The sequence below is a fragment of the Natronoglycomyces albus genome (assembly GCF_016925535.1).
GTDB classification, from domain to species: domain Bacteria; phylum Actinomycetota; class Actinomycetes; order Mycobacteriales; family Micromonosporaceae; genus Natronoglycomyces; species Natronoglycomyces albus.
The window spans coordinates 2678422-2702749 of the sequence record NZ_CP070496.1; the positions used below are offsets into that span (position 1 = coordinate 2678422).

28 protein-coding genes and 1 pseudogene are annotated in these 24328 nt (G+C 60.6%); 9 read left to right on the forward strand and 20 right to left on the reverse strand.

What is annotated here, in order from left to right; genetic code table 11:
- The first annotated feature begins 637 nt into the window (after positions 1-637).
- Together JQS30_RS11400 and JQS30_RS11405 are read left to right on the forward strand one after the other, a co-directional pair.
- A complete protein-coding gene (locus tag JQS30_RS11400) occupies positions 638-1051 on the forward strand; it encodes a DUF4234 domain-containing protein (protein WP_213170391.1) in 414 nt (137 codons plus the stop codon).
- Positions 1052-1465: 414 nt separating this feature from the next.
- On the forward strand, positions 1466-2017 hold the full coding sequence (locus JQS30_RS11405; RefSeq protein WP_213170392.1) for a hypothetical protein: 552 nt from the start codon (positions 1466-1468) through the stop codon (positions 2015-2017).
- Between the two features lie 98 nt (positions 2018-2115).
- Here JQS30_RS11405 and JQS30_RS11410 read toward each other — a convergent pair whose 3' ends face one another.
- Positions 2116-3315 carry an RtcB family protein gene (locus JQS30_RS11410; RefSeq protein WP_213170393.1) on the reverse strand — a complete coding sequence of 400 codons (1200 nt, stop codon included), beginning with the start codon at positions 3313-3315 and terminating at the stop codon, positions 2116-2118.
- A gap of 427 nt (positions 3316-3742) precedes the next feature.
- Between JQS30_RS11410 and JQS30_RS11415 the strand changes: the two genes are divergently transcribed.
- Complete coding sequence (locus tag JQS30_RS11415; RefSeq protein WP_213170394.1) at positions 3743-3955, forward strand: hypothetical protein; 213 nt, start codon at positions 3743-3745, stop codon at positions 3953-3955.
- Positions 3956-4001: 46 nt separating this feature from the next.
- Here the strand turns inward: JQS30_RS11415 and JQS30_RS11420 are convergent, their stop codons facing one another.
- Positions 4002-4253 carry a type B 50S ribosomal protein L31 gene (locus tag JQS30_RS11420; protein WP_213170395.1) on the reverse strand — a complete coding sequence of 84 codons (252 nt, stop codon included), beginning with the start codon at positions 4251-4253 and terminating at the stop codon, positions 4002-4004.
- Positions 4254-4315: 62 nt separating this feature from the next.
- Positions 4316-5575, reverse strand: coding sequence for a CobW family GTP-binding protein (locus JQS30_RS11425; RefSeq protein WP_213170396.1), 1260 nt, complete (start codon positions 5573-5575; stop codon positions 4316-4318).
- Between the two features lie 94 nt (positions 5576-5669).
- Between JQS30_RS11425 and rpmB the strand changes: the two genes are divergently transcribed.
- The 4 genes from rpmB to JQS30_RS11445 all read left to right on the forward strand — a co-directional run bounded on the left by rpmB (position 5670) and on the right by JQS30_RS11445 (position 7296).
- Complete coding sequence (rpmB, locus tag JQS30_RS11430; protein WP_213170397.1) at positions 5670-5909, forward strand: 50S ribosomal protein L28; 240 nt, start codon at positions 5670-5672, stop codon at positions 5907-5909.
- Positions 5902-6072, forward strand: a complete 171-nt coding sequence (rpmG, locus tag JQS30_RS11435) for a 50S ribosomal protein L33 (protein ID WP_213170398.1) — start codon at positions 5902-5904, stop codon at positions 6070-6072. Before rpmB ends, rpmG begins: the two co-directional genes overlap by 8 nt.
- Complete coding sequence (gene rpsN / locus JQS30_RS11440) at positions 6072-6377, forward strand: 30S ribosomal protein S14 (RefSeq protein ID WP_213170399.1); 306 nt, start codon at positions 6072-6074, stop codon at positions 6375-6377. Before rpmG ends, rpsN begins: the two co-directional genes overlap by 1 nt.
- Positions 6378-7047: 670 nt before the next feature.
- Complete coding sequence (locus JQS30_RS11445) at positions 7048-7296, forward strand: hypothetical protein (protein ID WP_213170400.1); 249 nt, start codon at positions 7048-7050, stop codon at positions 7294-7296.
- A 368-nt stretch (positions 7297-7664) separates the two neighbouring features.
- On the opposite strand, the gene JQS30_RS11450 is transcribed toward JQS30_RS11445, so the two are convergent.
- The 3 genes from JQS30_RS11450 to JQS30_RS11460 all read right to left on the reverse strand — a co-directional run bounded on the left by JQS30_RS11450 (position 7665) and on the right by JQS30_RS11460 (position 10479).
- A complete protein-coding gene (locus JQS30_RS11450; RefSeq protein ID WP_213170401.1) occupies positions 7665-9044 on the reverse strand; it encodes a glycine--tRNA ligase in 1380 nt (459 codons plus the stop codon).
- Positions 9045-9357: 313 nt separating this feature from the next.
- Positions 9358-10113 (reverse strand): RodZ family helix-turn-helix domain-containing protein, encoded by a 756-nt coding sequence (locus tag JQS30_RS11455; protein WP_213170402.1) that lies wholly within the window; start codon positions 10111-10113, stop codon positions 9358-9360.
- A gap of 6 nt (positions 10114-10119) precedes the next feature.
- Positions 10120-10479, reverse strand: a complete 360-nt coding sequence (locus JQS30_RS11460; RefSeq protein WP_213170403.1) for an antibiotic biosynthesis monooxygenase family protein — start codon at positions 10477-10479, stop codon at positions 10120-10122.
- 241 nt (positions 10480-10720) lie between these two features.
- Between JQS30_RS11460 and JQS30_RS11465 the strand changes: the two genes are divergently transcribed.
- Entirely contained in the window at positions 10721-11005 is a 285-nt protein-coding gene (locus JQS30_RS11465; protein WP_213170404.1) for a hypothetical protein, read from the forward strand.
- Between the two features lie 2 nt (positions 11006-11007).
- Here the strand turns inward: JQS30_RS11465 and JQS30_RS11470 are convergent, their stop codons facing one another.
- From JQS30_RS11470 to JQS30_RS11495, 6 genes and pseudogenes are all read right to left on the reverse strand, one after another.
- A complete protein-coding gene (locus tag JQS30_RS11470) occupies positions 11008-11313 on the reverse strand; it encodes a DUF397 domain-containing protein (RefSeq protein ID WP_213170405.1) in 306 nt (101 codons plus the stop codon).
- Between the two features lie 147 nt (positions 11314-11460).
- Positions 11461-11835, reverse strand: a pseudogene (locus JQS30_RS17715) (Fur family transcriptional regulator); the annotation flags it as partial.
- 98 nt (positions 11836-11933) lie between these two features.
- Complete coding sequence (locus JQS30_RS11480) at positions 11934-12242, reverse strand: ArsR/SmtB family transcription factor (RefSeq protein ID WP_213170406.1); 309 nt, start codon at positions 12240-12242, stop codon at positions 11934-11936.
- A gap of 25 nt (positions 12243-12267) precedes the next feature.
- The gene (locus JQS30_RS11485) at positions 12268-13329 is read right to left on the reverse strand and encodes a metal ABC transporter permease (protein WP_246497888.1); all 1062 of its coding nucleotides are present in this window, start codon (positions 13327-13329) and stop codon (positions 12268-12270) included.
- Positions 13326-14105, reverse strand: a complete 780-nt coding sequence (locus JQS30_RS11490) for a metal ABC transporter ATP-binding protein (protein WP_213170407.1) — start codon at positions 14103-14105, stop codon at positions 13326-13328. The genes JQS30_RS11485 and JQS30_RS11490 overlap by 4 nt, the downstream gene beginning before the upstream one ends.
- A gap of 152 nt (positions 14106-14257) precedes the next feature.
- The gene (locus tag JQS30_RS11495; protein WP_213170408.1) at positions 14258-15367 is read right to left on the reverse strand and encodes a metal ABC transporter substrate-binding protein; all 1110 of its coding nucleotides are present in this window, start codon (positions 15365-15367) and stop codon (positions 14258-14260) included.
- A gap of 358 nt (positions 15368-15725) precedes the next feature.
- Here JQS30_RS11495 and JQS30_RS11500 point away from each other — a divergent pair, with 358 nt between their 5' ends.
- Positions 15726-16727, forward strand: coding sequence for an ion transporter (locus JQS30_RS11500; RefSeq protein ID WP_213170409.1), 1002 nt, complete (start codon positions 15726-15728; stop codon positions 16725-16727).
- A gap of 17 nt (positions 16728-16744) precedes the next feature.
- Here JQS30_RS11500 and JQS30_RS11505 read toward each other — a convergent pair whose 3' ends face one another.
- The 8 genes from JQS30_RS11505 to glpK all read right to left on the reverse strand — a co-directional run bounded on the left by JQS30_RS11505 (position 16745) and on the right by glpK (position 24319).
- Positions 16745-17731: a hypothetical protein gene (locus JQS30_RS11505; protein ID WP_213170410.1), complete on the reverse strand. Its 987-nt coding sequence runs from the start codon at positions 17729-17731 to the stop codon at positions 16745-16747.
- Complete coding sequence (locus JQS30_RS11510; protein WP_213173064.1) at positions 17728-18078, reverse strand: GntR family transcriptional regulator; 351 nt, start codon at positions 18076-18078, stop codon at positions 17728-17730. Before JQS30_RS11510 ends, JQS30_RS11505 begins: the two co-directional genes overlap by 4 nt.
- A gap of 215 nt (positions 18079-18293) precedes the next feature.
- A complete protein-coding gene (locus JQS30_RS11515) occupies positions 18294-19091 on the reverse strand; it encodes an isoprenyl transferase (RefSeq protein ID WP_213170411.1) in 798 nt (265 codons plus the stop codon).
- Positions 19092-19257: 166 nt separating this feature from the next.
- A complete protein-coding gene (recO, locus tag JQS30_RS11520) occupies positions 19258-20004 on the reverse strand; it encodes a DNA repair protein RecO (RefSeq protein ID WP_246497890.1) in 747 nt (248 codons plus the stop codon).
- Between the two features lie 43 nt (positions 20005-20047).
- On the reverse strand, positions 20048-20617 hold the full coding sequence (locus JQS30_RS11525; protein WP_213170412.1) for a hypothetical protein: 570 nt from the start codon (positions 20615-20617) through the stop codon (positions 20048-20050).
- An 86-nt stretch (positions 20618-20703) separates the two neighbouring features.
- On the reverse strand, positions 20704-22341 hold the full coding sequence (locus JQS30_RS11530) for an alpha/beta hydrolase (RefSeq protein WP_213170413.1): 1638 nt from the start codon (positions 22339-22341) through the stop codon (positions 20704-20706).
- The gene (locus JQS30_RS11535) at positions 22338-22736 is read right to left on the reverse strand and encodes a hypothetical protein (RefSeq protein ID WP_213170414.1); all 399 of its coding nucleotides are present in this window, start codon (positions 22734-22736) and stop codon (positions 22338-22340) included. The genes JQS30_RS11530 and JQS30_RS11535 overlap by 4 nt, the downstream gene beginning before the upstream one ends.
- Positions 22737-22840: 104 nt before the next feature.
- Entirely contained in the window at positions 22841-24319 is a 1479-nt protein-coding gene (gene glpK, locus JQS30_RS11540) for a glycerol kinase GlpK (RefSeq protein ID WP_213170415.1), read from the reverse strand.
- Positions 24320-24328: the final 9 nt, after the last annotated feature.

The window sequence follows — 24328 nt, forward strand, 5'->3', positions numbered from 1 at the left end:
TCCGATGGCTGTGCGGTGTTCGCCCAAAATGAGGCCACCGACCGCTTTCACAACTGGCGTTAGAGCAACAGGTAGTACCAGAGTGTGATCAATCGTTTGGCAATATAACCGAACTCATTCGCAATTGGACTCTAGGGGTGGATACATCCCGATTCTCCGGCGAGTTAGTCACCACGCAAAAGGTACTATTAACTCTTATCCAAATCAGTTGTCACGCATACGTATCCACGAATCGCCGCTCTTCAAAGGCGTGCTAGCGTAATGGTGGCATTGCCCAATGCCACCAACCCCCCGCAATCAGCGACCAGACTTTCTGTCCATTGAGTATCGCCTTACCAAGTAACTAGGCTTATGCAAAAGTGCACATTCAAGGCCGCAGGAGGCGAAGTTTACGCAGGTAAACGAGTCGACAAGAACGCCGAAAGCGCCTTTTGCATAAGCCTCATCGGATCACTGAGGTGGCCGCCATGCTCAGTTAGTCCACTTCCGGCCGCGCATCCCAGACTCGATTCCTCTGGCCAGCCAAGCAACCCCTGTTGTATGGATCGAGTACCTCGGGCCCGCGAATGCGGTATCTACCCGCCCCGGTTCGACCAGTGAGGCCGCTATTGCACACCCTGAATTGGAGATACATCCAGTGCTCATTGTCAAACACCGTCAACCAGCCGTCACTTGGATTCTCGGAATCGTCACCCTCGGCATATACAACCTCATATGGATGGCGAAAATCTGTGACGAGGTACAGAATGTTAATCCGCAAGGGCGTAAGAATGTTGGCGGCGCAAATGCCGTCCTTTCATGCCTCTTCGGATTTATCACCCTCATGATTTGGCCGATCATCAATTGGTTCAAATTCTGCGAATCGATGAAACAACAACAGCAAGCCGTCGGCATTGCCCCCTCGTTCAGCACGGGAGTAGCCACGCTACTGGTTTTTGTCTTCGGCACTCACGTCATCTACGTCCAGTCGCAGCAAAACCTAGTAGTGACCACCGCTGAAGCCAATGCGGCCGCGGCAACGCATCACCCTCAGCAGCCCCTGGCTGCCTGAGCGCGATCCTGACGACAAACGGGTAGGCATCACCTGAGGACGGTGACGCCTACCCGTTTGTCGTCGGAGTTTCCCTGGTGAGGACCTCACTGCGCCCACAGCGACGCCGTTGCACACGCTGTCGATGTCCGCAATAGCATGGCCCCCGTAGCCATACTCGACTGAAGGATTGCCGTGTCCAACCCGCTCCACCACCAGAATCCGCACCCGATGGAACCTGGCCCCCACGGCCCCAACCACCCAGCTCAGCCCTACGGGCCCCGTTCTTCCGGCCCAGAGTCCGCACCGAGTATGGGGCAACCAGGCCCTGTGCCCACGCAGATGCCGCCGTCGCCCCCCGTGCCGTATAGCCGGTCACCTATGCCCGGCCCGGCCTCGGCAATGGGTCCTGCGATCCCTGGCACCATGCCCGGCGTGGCCACAACCGTATTGGTGTTCTTGCTATCGATCGTCGCCATCTCCGGGCTTGGAATCTACACAGTGTGGGCGATGTTTCAAGACTTCGTGCCCGCTGCCGTGGCCTATGGGCTCGAGGACGGAAGCGACCGCACCATGGAGTACTTCTTCTACTCCCTACCGATGCCAATAATCTTGTTCGGCCTGATCAGTGCCCTAGGCTTGGCCCGCCGGTGGTTCTGGATTCGCATCTTCACCCCAATCTGGATTGGGCTCCTCATCGTTCCGATCACCTTTGGCATCGGTTTTGGCTTCGTCCTCATTGATGAGGCCTACGAGTCCAACTTCCCCCCATTTATGCTATTCACACTGATCATGCTGGCCACCATGCCGCTACTGATGCTCCTGACGTTCGTCATGATGTTCGCTCCAGGAGTGCGCCGATGGGCCATCAGCAAAACGAAGCGGGCACAGCTGACAATGGCGCAACCGGCCATGCCAGGCCCGCCCAGTCAACCGGGCTTGACCTACCAACACCAACCCCCTGGCGGATACCCACCGCCGAAGTAACCTCAGCTATCGGGCAATACCGGCCCTTTAACGAGGTCAAAAGAATGGTGGCGCACAAACGCTTAGTTCATGCGCCACCACACGTTCGGGCCTCGATATCAGCCCTTGACACAGACGATCTGCTTGAGCTGGGCAACAATCTCCACCAGGTCGGTCTGGGCCGCCATCACTTCGTGGATGTCCTTATAGGCAGATGGGATCTCATCGATCACGCCACCGTCTTTGCGGCACTCCACACCAGCGGTCTGCGCCCGCAGGTCCTCGGCAGTGAACTCGTTGCGCGCCTTGGTGCGGCTCATTTTCCTACCGGCACCATGCGAGGCCGAATCATACGCATTGCCATTTCCCAGCCCACGCACGATGAAGCTTGCCGCGCCCATGGAGCCGGGAATGATTCCCATGTCACCGCGTCCAGCGCGTATTGCGCCCTTCCGGGTGACGAGCAGCTCCTGGCCATCGTGAGTCTCCTCGGAGACATAGTTGTGGTGCGCCGAGATCTCAGGTTCGAAAGAGACCGTGGGGAACTGCCGGCGGATGACACCACGAAGCAGACCCATCATGACCGCCCGGTTGCGCTTGGCGTATTCCTGCGCCCAGTACAGGTCTTGGCGGTATTGCCGCATCTGTGGGGTGTCGGCTACGAACACCGCCAGGTCCGGATCAGGCAGGTCCTGGTTGTGAGGCAGCTGCTTGGCCTTCTCGATGTGGTGCATCGCCAGCGCGTTACCGATATAGCGGGAACCGGAGTGCAGCATCAGCCATACGCGGTCTTGCCCGTCGAGGCACACTTCGATGAAGTGGTTACCGCCGCCGAGGGTTCCCATCTGCTTGTGCGCTTTGCCCTTCAGCGACGAGGAGGCTCCCTTGACGAGGTCGGAGAATCCGTTCCAGAACTCCCACCAGTGGCCGATGTCGAGCTTGATCGCATCGGGGTCGACGGCCCGCTTGTGGGCTCCACGCCCGACCGGAATGTCTCGCTCAATGTTGGCACGCAGTTTGCGCAGGTTATCGGGCAGGTCAGCGGCTGTCAGCGAGGTGAGCTGGGCAGTCATTCCGCAGCCGATGTCGACGCCGACAGCTGCGGGCGACACCGCTCCTTGCATCGCGATCACCGATCCGACAGTCGCGCCCTTGCCGTAGTGGACGTCGGGCATGACCGCCACTCCATGTACCCAAGGCAGGGCGGCGATGTTGTGCAGTTGTTGACGCGCGGAGTCTTCGACTGCGTCTGGGTCTCCCCATAGGCGAATGGGAGCCGTGGCGCGATGGCCTTGCTTGACGAGTTCGGTAAAAGTCATGACACAGCTCCTTTCTGTAGAAACTAACGCTCAGTCCATTGCGGACTCTCATCGCGGGCGCACAGATGCCTAGGAATCCCGTGGTGTGGGGTCTCGGACACACTGGCGGAACGTTGTACGTGCCGTGTCGGTGGTTGAGTCTGGCGTATGGCGCGTCTAGGCGCAACGTATTTGTTTGAGCGCAAGCGAGGCCACGCCACCGGCGCGGCCACATTCTGTGGACGATTGCCGCCCATTCCGCCCCAGGAACGAAGGCGCAGCGTTTTAACTTTGAGACCACACTGATTCGGGGACGGCATTCAGTGAATTCTTTCCCAGCTCAGAAGGCTCTCAAGCGACTCATGTCCGGTTTAGCCTCATAGCAGTTTCGTGCGTTCGACCAATCACACCCCGATGACGCAGAACCACGTGCCATGGGGCGATTGATGTGACCAGCCCCGATATGAACAACTACGAGGTCACTGACATCCATGTCGCCAGTGACTACAATTGGCCGGTCAGTCGGGCCAATGATTGGGGCCTCTTGAAGCTAGCCGGGCCGGTCGTCGGCGGCGAGACGGTCACGGTGGAGAGAGTTGGCGGTGACCCGGCCACGTCTTCGTTCTCTCGCGGAGAGGAAACCGGCCACAACGGAGTATGACTGCTGCGGCCGGTTTCCTAAGTGTGCGGGTATTCGGGTGACAAGGTCACGAACTGGTCTTGCCATAGCGGCGACGGAACTTCGCCACTCGGCCCTCATCGTCGATGACTCGCTGTTGGCCGGTCCAGTACGGGTGTGAGGCGGCCGAAATCTGCACGTCGATAACCGGGTAGGTTTGGCCGTCTTCCCATTCCATCGTCTCGGTGGACGTCATGGTCGAACGGGTGAGCACGGCCCAGTCCGCGCCTTTGTCCCGGAAGATGATTGGTGCGTAGTCAGGATGGATTCCCGGTTTCATGATTCTCCTTAATGGCGTGTCGATAGCTGAGGCCGACGCGGTGTTGCGCGAACGTGGCGAGCTCAGGCGACGTCTTCGTCGGTCAATGGGAAGCAGCCCGCGAAGGGGTCCTCGTAGGACTCCCAGGCCTTGGCCCCGGCCGCGATTTCCTCGTCGGTTAGCAAGCTGTACGAGAGCAAGCGGTGAATGTGCTCCACGTCCATGCCCACTCCTATGAAGGCCAGATGGTTTTCCCGGTCTCCCCATTCGGGGGTCCAGTTCAGGGAGGCCGCGACATGGCGTTGGGGGCTGATGTCGTCCCAGTCGGCGTCTTCGGCGGCTGCCATCCACTTGCCCAGCGACCCCATGGAGACGCCGCCACCGGCGGACTCCCAGGCCACGGCGGTCGAGTGTTGCGAGGCAATCCACAGGTGTCCGCGTCCGCGCAGGCTGATCGAGGCAATGCCGTCCAGTGATTCGTGGAGGCGTTGGGGATGAAACGGGCGGCGGGTGCGAAAGACGGTGGCCGTGACGCCGCAGTCGGCCACCGGTTCGTTGACGCCAACGCCGAAGCCTTCCAGACCCCGGCCAATGAGGTCGGGAGTTGTCTCGGCGTAGCGCTCGCTGCGCAGTAGTTCGGAGGCGAGGGCAGCGGGGGTGAGTCCGTAGGTGTGCAGATGCGCCGCCCACGGGTTCAGCCGCTGTAGCAGCACGCTTACGCGCGCGTCGTCAAAGGTGATGTCGGTGCCAGCCGTCCACAACACCACGGTGTCGGCGTATTCAATTTGACGGCAGGCCACGTCGGCCAGCGCTCGGTGGTCGTTGTCGGCCGCATTGATTCCTCGGTCGGCCAAGTCATCGGGGCTCTCTAGTGACAGGGCGATTGAGGCCGAGTCGCACACGGTCACCACCGAGTCTAGGCGTACCGAGTCGGTGACGGGCTTGCCGTCGACGAGGCACCAGGTGCACACGGCCGCCACTGCCTCGGGTTCGACGGCGGCGGGGAGGGCGACGACGAGGTCGCGGCGCGGGTGAGTCTTGGCCAGACGCACCAGGGTTGGGAGGAGGTCTTCGCGCAACGTGCACGACAGGCACGGGTGGTCCGGGGCGAACTTTTCATCCTCCAGTACTCCATTGCCGTCGCGGACGGTCCGTATGACAGTCCCGTTGACGAGCAGCTCGGTGAGTTCGTGCTCCACCACTAGCAGGGTCGGGTCGGCCTGCAACAGGTTGTCGGCGACGTCTCGGGTGGCCACGGGGTTGAGGCCGGCCAACAGTGTGACCGCGGGCCGCAGATCGTCGCGTCGAGTCGTTCCGGCCCCGGGGGCACTGAGGTAGGTCATTCTCACCCTCCTGATTTCTTGGACACGTCGTTCTTGACCGCGCTGCTATTGAAAACGATTATCATTATATACTCTGCGGCGAAGGAGGTACAGCATGGCCAAAAAGTGTGACGTCACTGGCATCGGACCCAGTTACGGCAACAACGTCTCCCACTCACAGCGCAAAACGCGCCGCCGCTGGGAGCCCAACCTGCAACGGCGACGGTACTGGCTACCCAGCGAACAGCGTTGGATTCGCCTTCGGGTCTCGACCACCGCCATCAAAATCATCGACAAGCGCGGTATCGAGGCCGTCGTCGCCGACATGAGGAAGAGGAAGGGCGCTCATGGCTAAGAAATCAACCGATATCCGGCCGGTCATCAAAATGCGCTCGACCGCAGGCACCGGATTCACCTATGTGACCACCAAGAATCGCCGCAACAATCCCGACCGTCTGCGCCTGCGCAAGTACGACCCGGTCATCAAGCGGCACGTCGAATTCAGAGAGGAACGCTAATGGCCAAGAAGAGCGCCGTGGTCAGGCAACAAAAGCGCACAGTTCTGGTAGAGCGCCACCGCCAAAGGCGGCAAGAGCTAAAGCAGATCATCAGTGACGTGAACACACCGGCCGACGAACGAGCCAGGGCCGTACACAAGCTGGCGTCGCTGCCACGAGACTCCTCCCCTAGCCGCCTACACACTCGCGATGTCGTCGACGGGCGGCCCCGCGCGGTATACCGCAAATTCGGTCTCTCCCGCGTGCGGCTACGCGAGATGGCCCTCCGCGGAGAACTCCCCGGGGTCCGCAAAGCCTCCTGGTGAGGTCTCCCGGCCTCAGCTCGGTCAACGCATCAGAGGCAACAGCCATCGTCACCAAAGGCACATGATGCCTTTGTGTCGCTATGGACTTAAGCATTTTGTGGCTCGCCCGCACACTCGCGCTAACATTTTGCCGCCTCTTTTTCGCGCATTCTTACCCTTGATATCAACGCCGCGCTGGGCCGTCACAGACAAACCTGTGGCGGCCCAATAAAGCCCCTCAACCAAAAGGACTACCCCGCGTCCACCTCATCGGTATCATGTCCCGGCAAAGTGGCAATAAGACCGTTATCAACTCTGATCCGTCGGTAATCACAATTAGTACCGGCGTTATATTTAAGGTCAGTACTTCGCTATCGTTGAATGTCACATTCTTGCCACATTGCGCCGGCCAGCGCCGTGCATAGGTCACGCTCACGCCTCCAGACTGGCGGGCAAAAGGCGGCGAAACACCAGCGTAAGCCTGCCGCCGGTAGGCGAGTCCATCGCCGGGGCCGCCCCAGGAGTCAATCCCACTAGCAATACCGACCATCCCACATTATGGAATTGCTGCTCTCTTACTTGCGAATATCATTTACTGTGGATCAATTCCCTTAGTGACATGGCTCCAAAACCCGTAACCTTTAGAGGTATTGGTGCGTTTAGAGGGTGAATCAAGGAGATGATCCAAGTAATGTCGCAACAATTGCAATCCGGCCGGGCAGTGGAGAACGCCTCCCGCGGCTCAGAGGTGAGCGAACCCGAACCGGCCCCATCTCGAATGGCCAACAACGACCTCGCCGCCTCTAAGGTGACTGTTCCGCAGAGCCCCGCCTCACTCTGGGCCTCGACTTCCCGACCGATTTCGGTGAAGCACAGCTCTGGCGTAGCAACAGATCCGACCGGATGGATTGAAACCTCCAGCATCGTCACCTGCGAATAAACCGCAAGCGCACAGCCTGTCTTCGACACATCTGCCAGCGCTTGGCAACCGGCAACACCACATACTTTTCACACTCTCGCACTGTCACTGAGTCTCTAAGAGCTCCTATCAGGTTTGTTTCCGTGGCGAGGATGGTGTGCTGTCAGTGCGTGGGGAGGCGGAGGCCCTTGTTCATACCCAGCGGGTATGGGCAAGGGCCGACAACGCGGCCAGGCGCGACATCACTCCACCGCAGTAGGAAGAGAAACCTGATAGGAGCTCTAAGCCGGTTGCGCAGAGTTCTCGACCTACACTGTGGGGCGGCAACCAAAGGTTGCCGCCCCACAGTCATATACGAATTCTCACCCCATGGGGTGAGCCGCTGGCAGTTACTTGTTCAGACGTTCAAACAAGTACGTGCTCACCTGGTCCAAGCTCACCCGCTCCTGCGCCATCGAGTCCCGGTCGCGAATCGTCACCGCGTGATCGTCCAAAGTGTCAAAGTCCACCGTCACGCAGTATGGAGTACCGATCTCGTCGGCGCGGCGATAGCGACGCCCGATCGCACCCGCGTCGTCGAAGTCAACATTCCAGTTCTTGCGCAGCTCCGCAGCGAGATCCTTTGCCTTCGGCGACAGTTTCTCGTTACGCGACAGCGGCAGTACCGCCACCTTGATCGGGGCCAGACGGGGATCAAACCGCATCACCGTGCGCTTGTCGACCCCACCCTTGGAATTCGGGGCCTCGTCGACATCGTAGGCCTCCATCAGGAAAGCCAAGACCGATCGGGTCAGACCCGCGGAAGGTTCGATGACATAGGGGGTCCAACGCTCGCCCTTTGCCTGGTCGAAGTACGACAGGTCCGCGCCTGAATGCTTGGCGTGGACACCCAAGTCGAAGTCGGTGCGGTTGGCCACACCCTCCAGCTCGCCGAACTCACTGCCGCCGAACTTGAAGCGGTACTCCAGGTCGATGGTGCGCTTGGAGTAGTGGCTCAGCTTGTCCTTCGGGTGCTCGTAGCGGCGCAGGTTCGCCTCCGAAATACCCAAGTCGACATACCAGTTCCAGCGCTCGGTGAGCCAATACTCGAACCACTCTTCATCGGTGCCGGGCTCAACGAAGAACTCCAGCTCCATTTGCTCGAACTCCCGAGTGCGGAAAATGAAGTTACCCGGCGTGATCTCGTTTCGGAACGCCTTACCAACTTGGGCGATACCAAACGGCGGCTTCTTACGCGCCGAGGTCATCACGTTGGTGAAGTTCGTGAAGATACCTTGCGCGGTCTCCGGACGCAGGTAGTGCTCGTTATCGGTGCTCTCGACTGCCCCGAGGAACGTCTTCATCATGCCGTTGAACATGCGTGGTTCGGTAAAGCTGCCGCGCGTGCCGCAATTGGGACAGGCCAGTTCGTCGAGGCCCTTCTCCGGCTCGTGACCGTGCTTCTCCTCATATGCCTCGATCAGGTGATCGGCGCGGAAACGCTTGTGGCACGAGTGGCACTCGGTCAGCGGGTCGGTGAACTCCTTGAGGTGACCCGAAGCCTCCCAGACCTGGCGAGCGAGGATCACCGCGGAGTCGATGCCGACCACATCGTCACGGCCTTGCACCATCGCCTTCCACCACTGACGACGCACGTTTTCCTTGAGCTCTACTCCCAGCGGCCCATAGTCCCAAGCAGAGCGCGTACCCCCGTAGATCTCGCTGGAGGGGAAGACGAACCCTCGGCGTTTACAGAGGCTGATAATCGGGTCAATGCTGTCTTTGGACATGGTGAATCTACTCCATCCGGCTGGCGGTCGGTGAGAATGGTTTCTCTGAGTTTCGTCGTCGAAAACCCGGTGCGCAAGCTAATTATCCCTCGTCAAGCGAGGTCAGTAGCTGCGGGGAATGGGTGGCCGTGAATACCTTCGGCCCCACCCAGGACGCTAGCCTACCCCGAGGTAGGCCGCAGACCGGCAGCAGTGTCACATGCCCCGGCGCGCCGTCGGCCTCTCGGAGGGCCTGGTCGAGGTCATGCGGGAGAGCTAGCCTCTATGGTCTCGCCAGCGGTAACCATGAGCCACCCACAGCTAGCGGGTACCCCTAGTCGCGCTCCCAGTCGCACACCTGGATGTCCAGGAGGTTATCGCCACCATCGAAGGAGATCTCGAAAAGCCACTCCTGGCCATCGGCGAACTCCACCGGCAAAAGCAGGTCACCGGCCGCAGTCTGACTGACCCGACTAATGTCGGCCGTCCAACCAGAGGTGTCCCAGCCCTGCCATTCCCGCTCGTAAACGCGTTGATCGGCCTCGTCGCGCTTAGAGTTGCACAGGCTCTCATAGGCCGACTGATAGCGCTGCTGCTCGATATCTTCGAGAAATTGGTCAGTCACGGCCACGACCTCCTCGCGCACCGCCGACTCCAACTGAAAGGTCATCGTCACCACAGCGAAGATCACTCCGCCGCACAACAACACCGCTCCGAGGATGCCACCGACGAGGGCCAGCGTAAAACGAGTGCTGTTGCGTTCCTTCGGAGGAGCCGCGAAGGGAACGATATCCCCGTCGAAGTCCGGAGGAGGCGGGCCATGGTAGCCAGGCTGGCCCGACTGTGCCGCGAAAGGTCCTCCTAGAGCCGCAGCGGGCCCGGGCACCGGCTGCCCAGTCATCGGCTGGTCCGCAGCCGAGTCGGAGGCTGGATTCGTAGAGAGGCCCGCAGGGGCTTGAGAGTTCGCCGTGCTGTCGCTCGCGGCGGCTTGGTGGGGTTGTTGTTCGGCCGACGGCATGCTGGTGACATCAGATGAGGGCTGTTGCGCCTGTTCGCTGGACGCGGAAGCGCCCGAATGAGAGTCGGTCACGTCGATTCAGCTCCCTTCGCCAGCCAAGTCTGAGTCTAGAAGGCGCGGTCCACCAGGGCCATCGCTGGAAGCCAAGACCTCAAAACCAGAAGCCTCCGGCTCGGCCCTGCCCAAGAACGGAGTACACATCTTCACACCGAAGTTCGATAGCGCCCGGCGGTAGGAACCAACGTTGTCCCAGGTGGTCAACATAAGCCAGGTTTCGGGCTCATCCACGGCGCGAGCAATACGACCGGTCCGGAAACCCGCACAGGCGCCAAGCGCCTCCAGCGCCGTGGTCGCCTCATGGAGAAACTGTTGCGGGTCATCTCCAGCACCACCGTCGGTGTCTTCGCCCCGCAACCTAAACCTATTAACCACCAACATGTTTGGCCTTCCCTGAATCTGCGATCATAGGGACTCTTTCACGTCTGCACGCGCCACGACCGGGAGGGAGGCTCTCGGCGTTACATACCTGTTCGGTCCCAAAGCGCGCCGACGTTTGTAGACTTCACCTGCGGCCACACTCAAGCGCCTCGGCACACCGCACAGGCCCTGCTCTCTATCGAACCTGGGCCCACCGCACCACCGTGCCCTGGCAAACCTACCGGATCGGAGACGACCGACCATGGACAACAGCGACCAGACGGAATCGACCACCCTAGCTCGCTTTGTGGCGCGAGCGGAGCAATATTCCCCGGTCGCGATCTTCTTGATGGTGGCAGGCGGTGCCGCTGTCATCCTACTCATTCCCGGCATCCTGGGCGGCATCCTGACCCTGGCGTTGGCGGCACTCGCGGCGAGTGTGGCCTGGTTGGGACGAGCCAAGCAGACGGCACCGGGCATGGCCCTCATGCGAATCCTGGCGATCGCGATGCTGACCGGGCTGGGAATATATAAGTTCTTCGGCTGAATTCAGCCCTTGTCGCTAGACTCGGCGGCGGTGGCCTGCTCGGCGGCTTCCAATTCCGCCGCCTCCTCCTCGAACGTTTCGGGATCGAACTCGCCATCGCGTACCCCGGCCACAAAGGCATCCCATTCGTCTTTGGTGTAGATGAGGATGTCGCCGTCCGGATCTTCGGCCATGCGCAGGGCCACGAGGCCATTGCGACCGTAGCCAATCTCCAGCGCACCAGGCGTGCCGTCTTCGCGCTCGGTTCGCTCCCAGGTGGCCGAATCAACGTCGAATTCGCCTTTGAGCGGGTGCTCACGGATGGTCATGGGGCCTCTCCATGTCAATTGTGTTTGGTCACTCGATCACCATCGGCGCTCGAGACTGGCTGACCTGAGGACCTCGACGCGGTCAACACCCACATCGGGCCATACACAGCCACATCCGGCGCGAGGTATGACTAACTGCTCGGAGCTCGAACAGTCAGCACAGCGGCCGAACAGCTCGAACGTGTGATTCACATTGGTAAAGCCGTACTCGGCGGCGACCTTATCGGCCCACGTTTCCACAACCGCCCCTTCGACCTCAACGGTTTTGCCGCAAACCCGACATACGAGGTGATGGTGGTGGCCATCGGAGCACAACCGATAGAAGACCTCGCCGCCGTCAAGCCGCATGACATCGACCGAACCGGCATCAGCCAGCGCTTGCAATGTGCGGTAGACGGTGGTCAAGCCGATGCGCGAACCTTGTTCGCGCAAGGTCGCGTGCAGTTCTTGAGCGCTGCGGAAGTCGCTGACCTGGCCAAGTAGATCCATAATGGCGCTGCGTTGTTTGGTGGAGCGGGCCATCGATTCGGTCGGTGGCTTACCGGTGACGCTCTTGGCTGCGGGGCGGCGTTTGGGGCCGCTGGCGGTGTCCCTCGGCTTGGGAGAAGTGTCGGCTGCCATCAGTCCTCCTCCCGGACGTGTTGAACTGCGTCGGTGACAATGTGGGCAATGTGGTGGTCGGTCAAGGAATAGCTGATCTCCCGGCCAGAGCGCTTGCCCTTGACTACTCCGGCGCTGCGCAGCACCCGCAGATGTTGGGAGATCAGCGGTTGCGGAGCGTCCAACTCGTCGACCAATTCATGGACGCACTTGGGTCCGGCGTTGAGCGCTACAACGATACCGATCCGCGCGGGCGCCGAGAGCGCACGCAACAGCTCCCCGGCTGCTTCGTAGCTGCTGGGTGTCTCTGAGTTCGTCCTACCATCCACACGTCTAAACCTAACGCGCGAAACCTCAGCTGCGACTGCCAGGTCCGGTTTCGGCCATTTCCGAGGCGTCATCTGCGTCGCCAGTGGCATCGGAAACGGTGGGGCCAACGCTTCTGCCGGGCGTGACCTCAAGACTATCGGCGGGGACAGACCCCCCAGAGGTGGGCTCTTGAACAGGAATTTCAGGTTCCTTTGATGCTCGCGCGCCGTCGAGTGGCTGTAGAGGCACTCCCTTGGTGCGTGCCCCGAGGAATCCCTGCCAGCGCCTCCATAGGGCGGTGAGGATCGCGGTGAGAATAAACGCGACCACCCCCAGGAGGACCACGGTGGAGCCGGGCGGCACATCGAGTAGTCCGGCGGCGACCACGCCCGAGCCCGCGGTCACGAACCCAAGCCCCATCGCCGAGAACATCGTGGCGGAAAATCCCCGCGTGAACTGTTGCACCGTCACAACGGGCACGACCAGCAGGGCCGACACCAGCAATAGGCCCACTGCCCGCATGGAAACGGAGACGACCACTGCCGTGGTCACCATGAGCAGGAGGTTAAGGAAGACCACGGGCAGGCCCGAGACACGAGCGTGTTCCTCGTCATGGCAAATCGCGGCCAACCAAGGTCGCAGGGCCAACATGATCGACACGACAATCGCGCCGCCGATACCGATAACCCAGATGTCGGCCTCGCTGGTGGTCAGCAGAGAACCGAAAAGGAAGGCGTGCAGGTCCACGGAGCCACGGTCACTGACCAAACCGGTGAGGAACACGCCGCCAGCCAAACCGCCATAGAACATCATCGCCAACGCGACGTCACCGGAGGTCTTGGAGTAACGCCGCATCAATTCCATCACCACGGCGGCGACGACGGTAGTGGCCAGCGTGGTCCACATCGGTGAGGTGGAGGTAAGGAACCCGATGGCGACACCAGTGAGGGCGATATGTCCGATTCCATCGCCGATGAGGGCCAGGCGTTTTTGGACCAGGAACACGCCGACGGCCGGGGCACAGAATCCGACGATGAGCGCGCCCAGCAGGGCTCGTTGCATGAAGTCGAATTGGAAGATCGTCAGGTCGATTCCGAACAGGGTCATGTGGCACCCCAAATGTTGCGGTCGGGCACGGTGGTCTGGTCGCCGTGGCAGTGTTCGCCCTGCTCTACGGGGTGTTGTTCGGGAGTCTCGCAATCGTGGTCGCCGCTCGGGGCGGGCCCTTCATAGATGATGTCACCCTCGGAGAGCATGAGCGCTCTCTCGACCGTGGATGAAAGGGGGCCCAGTTCGTGGGTGACCAAGAGGACCGCGCATCCAGCGCGAATCCGGTCCCCGACGACTTCGGCGAGGGTGGCTTGGGTGTCGGCGTCCACGCCGACGGTGGGTTCGTCCAGAATCAGCAGGTCGGGTTCGGTGGCGAGGGCCCGGGCGATGAGGACTCGCTGCTGTTGGCCGCCGGAGAGCGTCGTCACGGCTTCCGTGGCGCGGTGGGCTAGTCCGACAGCTTCGAGACTGTCGGATATGACGGCCCGGTCACGCTTACGACTGGGCATGAGGAGTCGACGGTGGGCCAGGCGTCCGGCGGCGACGACTTCACCGACTGTGGAGGGGACACCTCCGGCGACTCCCAAGCGTTGGGGGACGTAGCCGATGCGTTTCCAGTCGCGGAACCGACGCTGTGGAGTGTCGAAGAGCTCAATCTTGCCGGCGGTGAGCGGGGCGAGTCCGAGGATGGCCCGCACGAGGGTGGACTTGCCCGATCCGTTGGCTCCCATGAGGGAGACCGACTCGCCCGGTTGCAGAGTCAGGCTCGCTTCACGCAGGACGGCGCGACCGCCGTAGGAGACGGTCACGCCATGCGTTTCGATAATGGACATCTGGTCGGTGGCGATCCTTTGTCGTTGGTGGGGTCCTACCGCGAACGGGTAGGACCCCGAGGTTCGATCAGTTGTTCTCGCAGTTCCCAGTCGCGGCCAGTTGAGATCATGCGGCCGGCGGCTGGGCGAGAGCTACTGAGGAGCCCCTTTCTTTACCCTTGTTCCCCTCCGAGCGCCTTCACGAGCTCGTCGAGGTTGTCGTGCATTACGGAGAAGTAGTCGGCATCGTCCTCATCGGCGGAGAACCCTTCGAGTGGATCGAGGACTGCGGTTTGGGCGCCGGTTTCGGCGGCGATGGTCTCGGAGATATCTGGCGAGACGAGGGTCTCGTAGAAGATCGTGGTGATGTTGTTGTCGTTGACGTAATTGGTGACCGTCGCCATGCGGCCCGAAGAAGGTTCGGCTTCGGGGCTGAGGCCGGAGATGGCGATCTGGTTGAGGCCATAGCGTTGTGCCAGGTAGCCAAAGGCGGCGTGTGAGGTGACGATGTCGTCGCTTACGCGGTCGGCCAGACGGGTCTCAAATTCTTCGTGCAGGTCATCGAGTTGCTCATTGAACTGGGCGAGATTGGACTCGTATTCATCGGCGCCAGCGGGGTCGAGCTCGGCGAACGTGTCGGCGATGGCGGTGGCGATGTCCTGGTAGCGGATCGGGTCGAGCCACACGTGCGGGTCGATGGAGTCCGGGTCCGCCTCGTGGTGGTGGTCGTGGCCGTGGTCGTCCTCTTCCTCTTCACCGTGGTCGTCGTGATCGTCGTGGCCGTCATGATCGTGGTCATGGTCATGGTCATGGTCATGGTCATGGTCATGGTCATGATCGTGGTCATGGTCATGGCCGTCGTGGTCATGATCGTGGTGTTCGTCGTCGTCTTCGTCGATGATTGTGGTGTCGTCGCCCAGACGCACCATGTCTACGAAGTCAGCCACATTGAGGGCGGTCTCTGGGGTGTGCTCGGCGACAGCCGCGTCCAGTTCGGGCTGCATGCCCTCGAGGTAGACCACGTAATCGGAGTTCACGATCGTAGCCAGATCCTGCGGGGACAATTCGACGTCATGCGGTTCGCCACCAGGAGGAGTGAGGTTGGTGACGGAGACGCGATCTCCACCGATTGACTCGGCGGCGAAGGCCAAGGGATAAAAGGCAGCGGTGATGTCGAGCTCGACGCCTTCGGCGTCGGCTTCTTCATCGGTGGCACATGCGGACAGCGCGGAAGCGGCAAGAGCTCCGGCCAGGGGGAGGGCAAAGAAAGTTGAGCGTCGCATGCTTTCACTATGCGCGCTATTGATAATCATTGCCAACAGCGCATGAATAGGAATATGCCTCATTTGTTCGGATTAGATGCATTCTCGACCCCCTCGATGGATACTCATACCCACTCCAGAGTGACAAACAACACAGCAAAGCGGAGTCTGCTATCCGACTCGTCACCACTTTGAAGTGGCGCAGGAGAAAACCCCTCCGCACCTGTCGCGCCAAGCGTCAATCGCCCACGGGGCCGCCCGGCTCTCAGCTGCGGCTGGGCGGACGCGCCACAGAAGAATGCCACCTGGAATCATCTGCGCCCGCACGCTTGCCGGAGCATCCCAAAGTTCACTAGCGAACAACCGGTAGATTTTTACCGTGTACGAACCCTCCACTAACCAATGCGTCCTCTTGTGCCGCTACCTTGTGTCGTCGACGTGGTTTCAATGGCTGTCCATAACTGTCATCCTCCTCAACGCCATCTCACTGGGAATCGGCACCTACCCCGACGCCGTCGCCACGGGAGGATTCGCACTCGCCTGGGTCGATACCGCAGCGCTGACCTTCTTCACCCTCGAGGTCATCATCGGGCTCATCGCCTTCGGGCGCAGACCGTGGCACTACTTCAAGCACGGCTGGAACGTCTTCGACTTCATAGTCGTCGTCGCCGCCCTCACACCCGGCATGCGGGAAAACGCCACGTTGCTTCGTCTACTGCGGCTGGCCCGGATTCTCAAGCTCTTCCAAGCGTTCCCCAGTTTGCGCGTCGTGGTGATGGGAGCGGCGCGATCGATCCCAAAGTCAATTGGGCTCATCGCGCTGACCATCGTGATCGTCTATCTGTGGGGGATGTTGGGCTGCATCCTGTTTGGCCAGACATATCCTGAACGATTCGGCACCATCGACCGCGCGGCGCTACACCTGTTTCAGCTCATGGTCCTCGACGACGTGGGAAACGTAATGCGCGCGGGCATCGAAGTATCGATCCTGACAATTCCCTACTATTTGACCTTCATCTTCATAGGCGCGTTCATCCTGTTCAATATCTTGATCGGGGTGGTGCTCGCGTCGATGGAAGAAGCACGCAAAAGCGGCCACCCCAGCGACCCCGGCCATGAGGACTCCCCCACGCCCGTCTCTCCAGAGCCGATTGCTCCCGAGGAGGGCAGAGCCATTCCTCAAAGCGACTCGCAATCGCGCTTCGCTGGGATTTCCACCCTCGACCAGACCACCGCGCTGGTCGAACAGGCTCCCGCTGATTCTTCTCAGATGGCGTTGCTCTTGGAACGCACCGCACAGCTACACGAAACCGTTGAGGCGCTGCGCGCGGAATTGGCCGCGCAGCGTGAACCCAACGACATCGTGCGCGAGACCAACTAACCAAAGCTAATTGGCGGTCAAGAATTTTGCGGTGCCTGCTGCAAAGTGCTGATAGTCGACGCGGCTGTCTGCGCGTCGTCAATGCTGATCGTTACCTCACCGAGTGATCCCTTGCGTTGCAAGACCAGGCATTGTCCGCTGCGCAACATGACGGCCTTGCCGCCCGAATAGAAGCGGAAGCCCCATCCACCAACCTCAGAGCCATGTCGCTCTTGCGCCGAGGCCTGTTCGATGTCGTCCAGGGGAATGACCCAACGAGGCCAACCCACAACACCAAAGCGGATCACGACCCCAACTTTGCCCACCGAGACCGAGACGCTACCTAGGATCAGCGTCCCGAAGGCCAGTACTGGCAATAGCGATACAAAGATGAGGTGCGCCGCGAGAGTGAACCCGAGCGATGCGTACACGAGCACTATCGAGCTAATGAGCGAGATCGCCACGACTACCGGCAACCACACCGAGGAGATGCTTCCGCTCCAGGTAAGGCGCTCCCCGGCTTCCAGCGGAAACGCCTCGGCTGGATCGACGGCTTTGCGATTTGCCGCCACGCCCAGAAACCAACCGAGAGTCGCTGCGGCAATCGAAGCTGCCAGTGCGGTGAGGACACCGGGCAAAGGACTGCCGGCTTCCGACCAATGATTCAGTCCGTGGTTGACGTAAATGAGCGAGAAATAGACGCTGGCCGCGAAAGTAGCCCAGCCGAGGCTAAATGAGGTCACGAAACGTGAGTCAATGGCGTTTTCCTCTCCGGCGGCTTTCGCACTCGCCGAATAGAGGTTGAGGCACAACACGATAATGAATTGGATGATCACCAGGCCGGAGGCAAAACCGAGAAACATCAGGTGGCCTTGCGAGCCATTGGGCAGGTTCGAACTGCTCCAGTGGGTGGCCAGTGGGTCCGGAAGGCTAGCTCGGAAGAACGGAAAAGTGCCCCAGATGAGAAGCAAGGCCACTATGCCGCTTCCCCAAGAAATAAGATAGGCGCGGCGCTCAGGAGTCATGGATGAGTCCTTTCGATGAGGGTAATGAGGTCTGCGCGGGTGTACCCGAGTCGATTGGCTTCGCCCAAGAGCTCGACGATCAATTGTTGAAGCTCACCGTGGACTTCAGCGCCAGGGCAGACGCGGATGCCACGCCCGCGTCGAAACTCCAAGAGCCCTTCGTCACGCAAATCGCGGAGAGCTCGCAAGGCGGTGTTGGCGTTGATGTCGAGTTGCTCGGCCAGTTCTTTGGCCGGAGGGATGCGGTCGCCCGGCTTGAGCTTGCCATCGACCAGGGCACGGCGGATACTGCCGGCGAGTTGCTCGTGCAGCGGCAGGGGGTCTTGGGAACTCACTCTAAACAGTATGATGCTAGCAATAATAGCACTATACGGTTGATGGTCATAGTTCCATTAGCACTAAATCACGATGAAGGCTCCACCAGGTCTGGGGACTTGGGGCGGAGGCGCCAAGGCGGCTCCAACGCTGCGAGAGTACGGTTCACACCACACCAACGTGCCGGAAAGACCACAGCGCTTGCCATAGGCCTCCTAGAGCCGCGCCGAAGCTGCGGCGGAACTGGCTATTGACCGCTGGTGGCAGGTACCGGGTTCGGAATCGCCCCGCCCATGCGACGGTCGCGCTCCGTATAGGCCTCACACGCTGCCCACAAATGTCGCCGGTCAAAGTCAGGCCACAACACGTTGTCCATAAACACGAACTCCGCATAGGCCGACTGCCAGGCCAAGAAGTTGGACATACGTTGCTCTCCCGAACAGCGTACGAACAAATCCACATCAGGCAAGTCAGGGTTGTACAAGTAGCGCGCGAATGTCTTCTCGGTCACCCGGTTGGGATTGATCTTGCCAGCTTTCGCGTCCCGGGCCAGGGCTGCGGCCGCGTCGGCGATCTCAGCGCGGCCCCCGTAGTTCACGCAAAACTGCAACGTGAGCTTGTCGTTGTCCCTCGACATTTGCTCAGCCACTTCGAGTTCCCTAATGACCGACTTCCATAGCTTCGGGCGACGCCCCGCCCAACGAATACGCACGCCCATGGCATTGAGCTCGTCCCGGCGCCGGTGGATGACATCGCGATTGAAGCCCATCAACCAACGCACTTCCTCAGGCGAGCGCCGCCAATTCTCCGTGGAGAACGCATACGCCGACAGCGTAGACACGCCCAGCTCCAGCGCGCCCTCAATGACGTCGAACAGCGACGATTCACCCGCCGCATGGCCCTCGGTGCGCTTGAGTCCGCGTTGCTTGGCCCAGCGCCCATTGCCGTCCATCACCAAAGCGACATGCTGCGGGATGAGGTTCGACTCGATCGCGGGCGGTCGAGCGCCGGTCGGGTGGGGGTTGGGTGGCTGGTAGCGGCTCAAGAATCCTCCTAGGCAAGATGTCGGGCCATGTGGCTAGAGACTCCGCCATTCTGCCGCTACCTATTGGCTGCGATTAAACGGCCCCTGTACCACCGTGAGGTCCGCCGAGTCAGCTCTGTGAACCGCGTTGGCCCCCTTTTACGGCCTGCTGGAGCAAATAGCCTCCTCAGCGAGGAACATAGGTGAGGGTATGCAGGGGCCGTTGCGAATGCCATTGGAAATGAGCGGCGATCAAACCAGCCGCTTCGTTACGTTCCCGCACACCCGTATCGACCACATCTGCCCACTGGCCTTGGTCCAGCGCCCGCATCAGCGCTACCGCCGGTGCTGAGGGAATGGACGAGCCAGGCGGGCGGCAATCCGAACACACCGCTCCCCCAGCGGGCACGGAGAACGCTCGATGTTCCCCCTCGCCGCCGCAGGTGGCACAGTTGGTGAGTTCGGGGGACCATCCGGCCGTTTTCATCCCGCGCAGCAAGTACGAGTCCAGTACCAGCGGGCCGGGCAGATCAGTCTCCGCCAGCGCCCGAAACGCCCCCAGCGTGAGCTGGAACAGTTCGACCTCAGGCTCATTGTCTTCGGGCACCAGACGTTCCACGGCTTCGGCGATCGAACACGCTGAGGTGTAGCGACTCCAGTCTGAGGAAATCACGCCACCGTTGAGGTGCATCCCCACCGCTTGGGTGACAGTGTGGAGGCCGCTGCGGCCCTCGATAAGTTGCAAGTCGACGTGCCCGAAAGGGGCCAGACGTGCCCCGAACTTCGAAGAGGTACGCCGCAGGCCCTTGGCCACCGCGCGGAAGCGACCGGTTTTGCGCCCGAAACAAGAGACGATGGAGTCCGCTTCCCCTAGTTTGTAGGTACGCAGCACCACCGCGTCGTCGCGAAAGAACTTACGCATGCCACCGGCCACAGACTGATTTTATCCCTCGCAGCCGACACTTCACGGGCAGTGCTCAGTCCCGGAACGGGTTGATGGCTTCCTCGGAAGTCTCTTCGGCAGAGGGCTCATAGGGCGGGTTGTTACGCAAGGGGTCGTTCTGGGGCGGCACCCCACCCGCGGGCGGGATATACGGCTCTTCGATGTCCAAACTGCCGCGAACGCACCCGGACTGGACCTTGAGAGAGGAGATGTTGGCGACGCTATACCAAAGGTTAATGCCGTCTGGGCGACGAGCTTCCAACGAGTGGAACTCGCCGTCGCCTCTGATGTCTTCAGTGTGGATGTTGTAACCCTGTTTATCCCAGTGTTCCCGGATCGCTTCAAGGTATTCTTCACGCACTATCGGCAGTTTCGAGTCATCACGACTAAACCGGTAGTTGATCTCGATACGAACAAAATCGGTCTCTTGCATCTGCGGGCCATAGCAATCCTGTGTCCTGTAAATGCGGGTCTCGAACCCAATGAAGTCATCAATGGTTTCAACCCAGCTGCGAACCTCTTCCTCCATCAGGCCATACGCCATCACCTGGTCGAATTCTCGTTCCGGCGGGGGCTCGAACCCCGATCGCCCATCACTGCTCATGCATCCTCCCAACACCAGTGGCACCATTGCGAATGCCGCTATCAGCTTCCTCATTCGTGGGACCACGTTTCGTCTTGCCCCCTTCATCACGAAATCATCCCAGTTTGACCGGTAATGATGAATGCGAAATTCCTGCGGGACGGGTTTCCCTCATCCCAGTAAGCGCTATGAGCCTCGTCCGGACGCCAGGTCATATTGTCGCTGGTGAAAGTCTGCCCACCGAACTCGTCACTCACCGGATCTGGGCCGTGTACGCGATCCCAATCAGCCGGAATTTTGATAATGTCAGCAGGCGACCGGGTCGACCACACGTTCTCTGCCCCGATTCCGAGATCATCGGCGTGGTCTGCACGTGTTCCTGGACTGCCGACATTGATGATCTGGTCCACATTGAGGTCGCTGTTGACCGCGGTTTCGCCGATTACCGTGGAACCATACGAGTGGCCCAGCAAGGTTGTCCGCGCACCATCTGAATTCTGGTGGGAAGCATCGATGCCATCCATGAAACGCGCCAAAGGATCAACGGCGCCTTCAGCATAAGACCCCCATGGCGAATGCAGTGCCACATTCTGCGGGGCATCGTAGCCGAGCCAGGCAACGACGGCGGTCGAATCGCCATCAGGACCATATTCCAAAGCGTCGTCAGCCATCGTTTCGGCGCGGCTCAAGGTTCCGCCGAACCCGCTCAAGGTGGATCCAGTGCCGGGAACGTAAACGGCGGTGTTGTCGGCCTCATCAGGGTTGCCAACAGCGACCACCGCTTGGCCATTGCCATCGGTGCTGAAGTCCAGCAAGAAGTACTCAGCTACGAACGCCCCTTCGGGCCCATTACCAGCACGATTTTCGATATTTCCCTTGAGCCGTTGAAGGTCATCGAGAGTCTTCTGCAACTGGTCGCGCGCTTCCGGTCCATACGCACCGTCCACCGGTCCCAAGAACGGCGGGTCATCATCGAAGCCCTTGATCTTCCGCTCATACTCGGCGATCTTTTCGTCCAGCAGAATCCGGTTCGCCGTGTCGCGCGCCTCGGCCGGGAATCCGTCGGTGGGCCCTACTAGGTGCGGATGCGACTCCACTAGGGCGTCACGCTCGGCGGCGGGAAGCTCCAGCCACCAGTCATTGAGTTCTTGCGGGGTCGCGCCGTTTTCAAGAAGGTCGTAAAGCTGATCGATGTTGCGCTCATGGGTGCCGTATGGCCCAGGTCGCCATTCGGAGGGCGAACCAACCGACTTCGCAATAGCCGCTTCAAGGTCGCCGTTGAGATCGTTCGCACGAGACAGGACACTGTCAAGCGTGCCTTGGAAGTAACGGGTGGCCTCGTGGTAGTTCCTGCCGCCCGGCAACTGCCCGCGATCGACTTCGACGATCGCGATGACTGAGCCGCCTTGCGAGACGTGCAGCCCTTCGTACGGCAGCTCCAGTAGCAGATCCGTAAGGTCGCGCTGACACTGAATCAAGCCCATGGCCGTATCCTCAACGGCCGTCCCCAGCGCCCGTGCCTCTTCTACGGCGAGGTCAAGGTCGTCGGTGATCGCGCGGAGGCCGTCGCGCGCGATATCAGCCGTCTGCCCCGCGAAGACTTCTTCAGCGAGAGTCTTGCGCCGAACGTGGTCGGTCTCATCAGATATTTCGTCTAGGTGGTGCGAGAGCCGTAGCCAGCGCTCGGCAGCCTTAACCAGCGGCGCGAAGTCGGCATCGCGCAGTCCCCGAGCGGTGATGCTCACATCGCCTCCAGGGGCACCGACTCATCATTGGTCGGTGCAGGGAGGTCGTTGGGAGTGGATTCGGGGAACAGCTGGGAGTCCAGATTTCGAAACATCGAGGCGGAGAACTCGTCGACTTCCACCTGCTGATGGGCATGGACGGCCAAGAACTGCCCTGCGTGTTTCACATGCTGCCGCAAGGCCGGTATTCGGTGGCTCCGCCAGTCGTCAGTCGCCCTCGCCAGCCGGGCGATGGCGGTGAACTCGCCGGTATCCGCCGAGTCGGCCAAGTCATGGCCCGCAGAGGACACCGGCCGAAAGCGGTCGCGCAGCTCGCTGCCAAGGTCAAGCAGTTGCCTGGCTGCGCGATTGAGCGCATCAGGCTCCATGACGTAGTCGTCGCCGGGAGGACACACGATTTCTCCAGAGGGGGTGGAGGACTAACAGAATGTATCGATCTCACAATACTGTGTAATGGCCAATTCGTGCCTCCCAGCGACTTCCCGCAGGTTACGTGCGCCTACTCGACCCAGCCATCCGACTTCGTAACTGCTTTCTTCCACTGTGGGTAGTCAGCGTCGCGGTCGGACTTGGGCTCCCACGTCTGGGTCTCGATATCCAACTCTTCGAGCGCTTCGAGCGAATCCCACACCCCAGTTGCGATCCCAGCCGCATAGGCGGCACCAAGCACAGTCGTTTCCGGGTTCGCCGGGCGAACCACCGGGACTCCGGCGATGTCGGCCTGCAATTGCAAGAACAGCTCGTTGACCGTCATGCCACCGTCGACGTACAGCGCGTCCAAGGCGGTTCCCGTGTCGGCCGTCATCGCCTCAATGACGTCCCGGGTTTGCCAACAGGCCGCTTCCAGGGCCGCCCGAACCAGGTGCTCGCGACGTACAAAACGTGTCAGGCCACAGATGGTCCCACGAGCATCTGATTTCCAGTGAGGGGCGAACAGACCAGAGAACGCTGGCACTATGTATGCACCACCGGTGTCGTCCACAGCTGCGGCGAGTTCTTCGGTGTCGGCGGCATGCGAAATAAGGCCGATCTCGTCCCGTAGCCACTGGATAAGAGCTCCCGTGTGCGCGATCGAGCCTTCCAACGCATAGTGCGCCGGCTGGCCCTCGATTTGGTAGGCCACGGTCGACAGTAGTCCGTGCTTGGAGGAATGTAGTTCGGTGCCGGTATTCATGACCAGGAACGAGCCGGTGCCGTAGGTGTTCTTGGTATCGCCTGCGCGGAAACACCGTTGCCCTAGCAGCGCCGCATGTTGGTCACCCAGAGCCGCAGCCACTTCGATCCCCTCGAAATCTCCGATTCCGGTGCCGAAGTGGCCCGAGGAGGGCCTGATACGCGGCAGCATGGCCGCTGGGATATTGAGCGTCTCCAGAATGTCGGCATCCCATTCCAGGGTTCGCAGGTTCATCAACATCGTTCGCGAAGCATTGGTGACGTCGGTGGCGTGTTCACCGGTGAGTTTGAAGATCAGCCACGAGTCGATCGTGCCAAAGCACAGCTCACCGGCTTCGGCGCGTTGTTGCAGTTCCGGGTCGTGGTCAAACAGCCAGCGCAGCTTCAGGCCGGAGAAGTACGTCGACAATGGCAGCCCAGTGATGCCGCGAAAACGGTCCACGCCGCCGTCTTCAGCCAGTCGTTTGACCAAGGCATCGGTGCGCAGATCCTGCCATACGATGGCTCGATGCACCGGCTGGCCAGTTTCTCGGTCCCACACCACCGTCGTTTCACGTTGATTGGTGATTCCCAGGCCCGCTAGATCCGCGATCGTCAAGCCCGCTTGGTCGAGCGCGGCGAAGACGACATTCGAGGTTGTCTCCCAGATGTCGTTCGCGTCGTGTTCCACCCAGCCTGGCTGCGGAAAGTGCTGTTTGAATTCCTTTTGGGCACTTCCCACCTTGGTGGCCGAGTCATTGACGATCACGCAACGGCTCGACGTGGTGCCTTGGTCAATAGCGGCGATATAGCGGGCTGTTGACACGATGTTCTC

Excerpts from the sequence above, each read along its gene's own strand:
- JQS30_RS11410 (WP_213170393.1), bottom strand. The coding sequence starts at position 3,315 with ATGACTTTTACCGAACTCGTCAAGCAAGGCCATCGCGCCACGGCTCCC.
- JQS30_RS11420 (WP_213170395.1), bottom strand. The coding sequence starts at position 4,253 with ATGAAACCGGGAATCCATCCTGACTACGCACCAATCATCTTCCGGGAC.
- JQS30_RS11425 (WP_213170396.1), bottom strand. The coding sequence starts at position 5,575 with ATGACCTACCTCAGTGCCCCCGGGGCCGGAACGACTCGACGCGACGAT.
- rpmB (WP_213170397.1), top strand. The coding sequence starts at position 5,670 with ATGGCCAAAAAGTGTGACGTCACTGGCATCGGACCCAGTTACGGCAAC.
- rpmG (WP_213170398.1), top strand. The coding sequence starts at position 5,902 with ATGGCTAAGAAATCAACCGATATCCGGCCGGTCATCAAAATGCGCTCG.
- rpsN (WP_213170399.1), top strand. The coding sequence starts at position 6,072 with ATGGCCAAGAAGAGCGCCGTGGTCAGGCAACAAAAGCGCACAGTTCTG.
- JQS30_RS11445 (WP_213170400.1), top strand. The coding sequence starts at position 7,048 with ATGTCGCAACAATTGCAATCCGGCCGGGCAGTGGAGAACGCCTCCCGC.
- JQS30_RS11450 (WP_213170401.1), bottom strand. The coding sequence starts at position 9,044 with ATGTCCAAAGACAGCATTGACCCGATTATCAGCCTCTGTAAACGCCGA.
- JQS30_RS11460 (WP_213170403.1), bottom strand. The coding sequence starts at position 10,479 with ATGTTGGTGGTTAATAGGTTTAGGTTGCGGGGCGAAGACACCGACGGT.
- JQS30_RS11465 (WP_213170404.1), top strand. The coding sequence starts at position 10,721 with ATGGACAACAGCGACCAGACGGAATCGACCACCCTAGCTCGCTTTGTG.
- JQS30_RS11470 (WP_213170405.1), bottom strand. The coding sequence starts at position 11,313 with ATGACCATCCGTGAGCACCCGCTCAAAGGCGAATTCGACGTTGATTCG.
- JQS30_RS11485 (WP_246497888.1), bottom strand. The coding sequence starts at position 13,329 with ATGACCCTGTTCGGAATCGACCTGACGATCTTCCAATTCGACTTCATG.
- JQS30_RS11490 (WP_213170407.1), bottom strand. The coding sequence starts at position 14,105 with ATGTCCATTATCGAAACGCATGGCGTGACCGTCTCCTACGGCGGTCGC.
- JQS30_RS11495 (WP_213170408.1), bottom strand. The coding sequence starts at position 15,367 with ATGCGACGCTCAACTTTCTTTGCCCTCCCCCTGGCCGGAGCTCTTGCC.
- JQS30_RS11505 (WP_213170410.1), bottom strand. The coding sequence starts at position 17,731 with ATGACTCCTGAGCGCCGCGCCTATCTTATTTCTTGGGGAAGCGGCATA.
- JQS30_RS11525 (WP_213170412.1), bottom strand. The coding sequence starts at position 20,617 with ATGAGCAGTGATGGGCGATCGGGGTTCGAGCCCCCGCCGGAACGAGAA.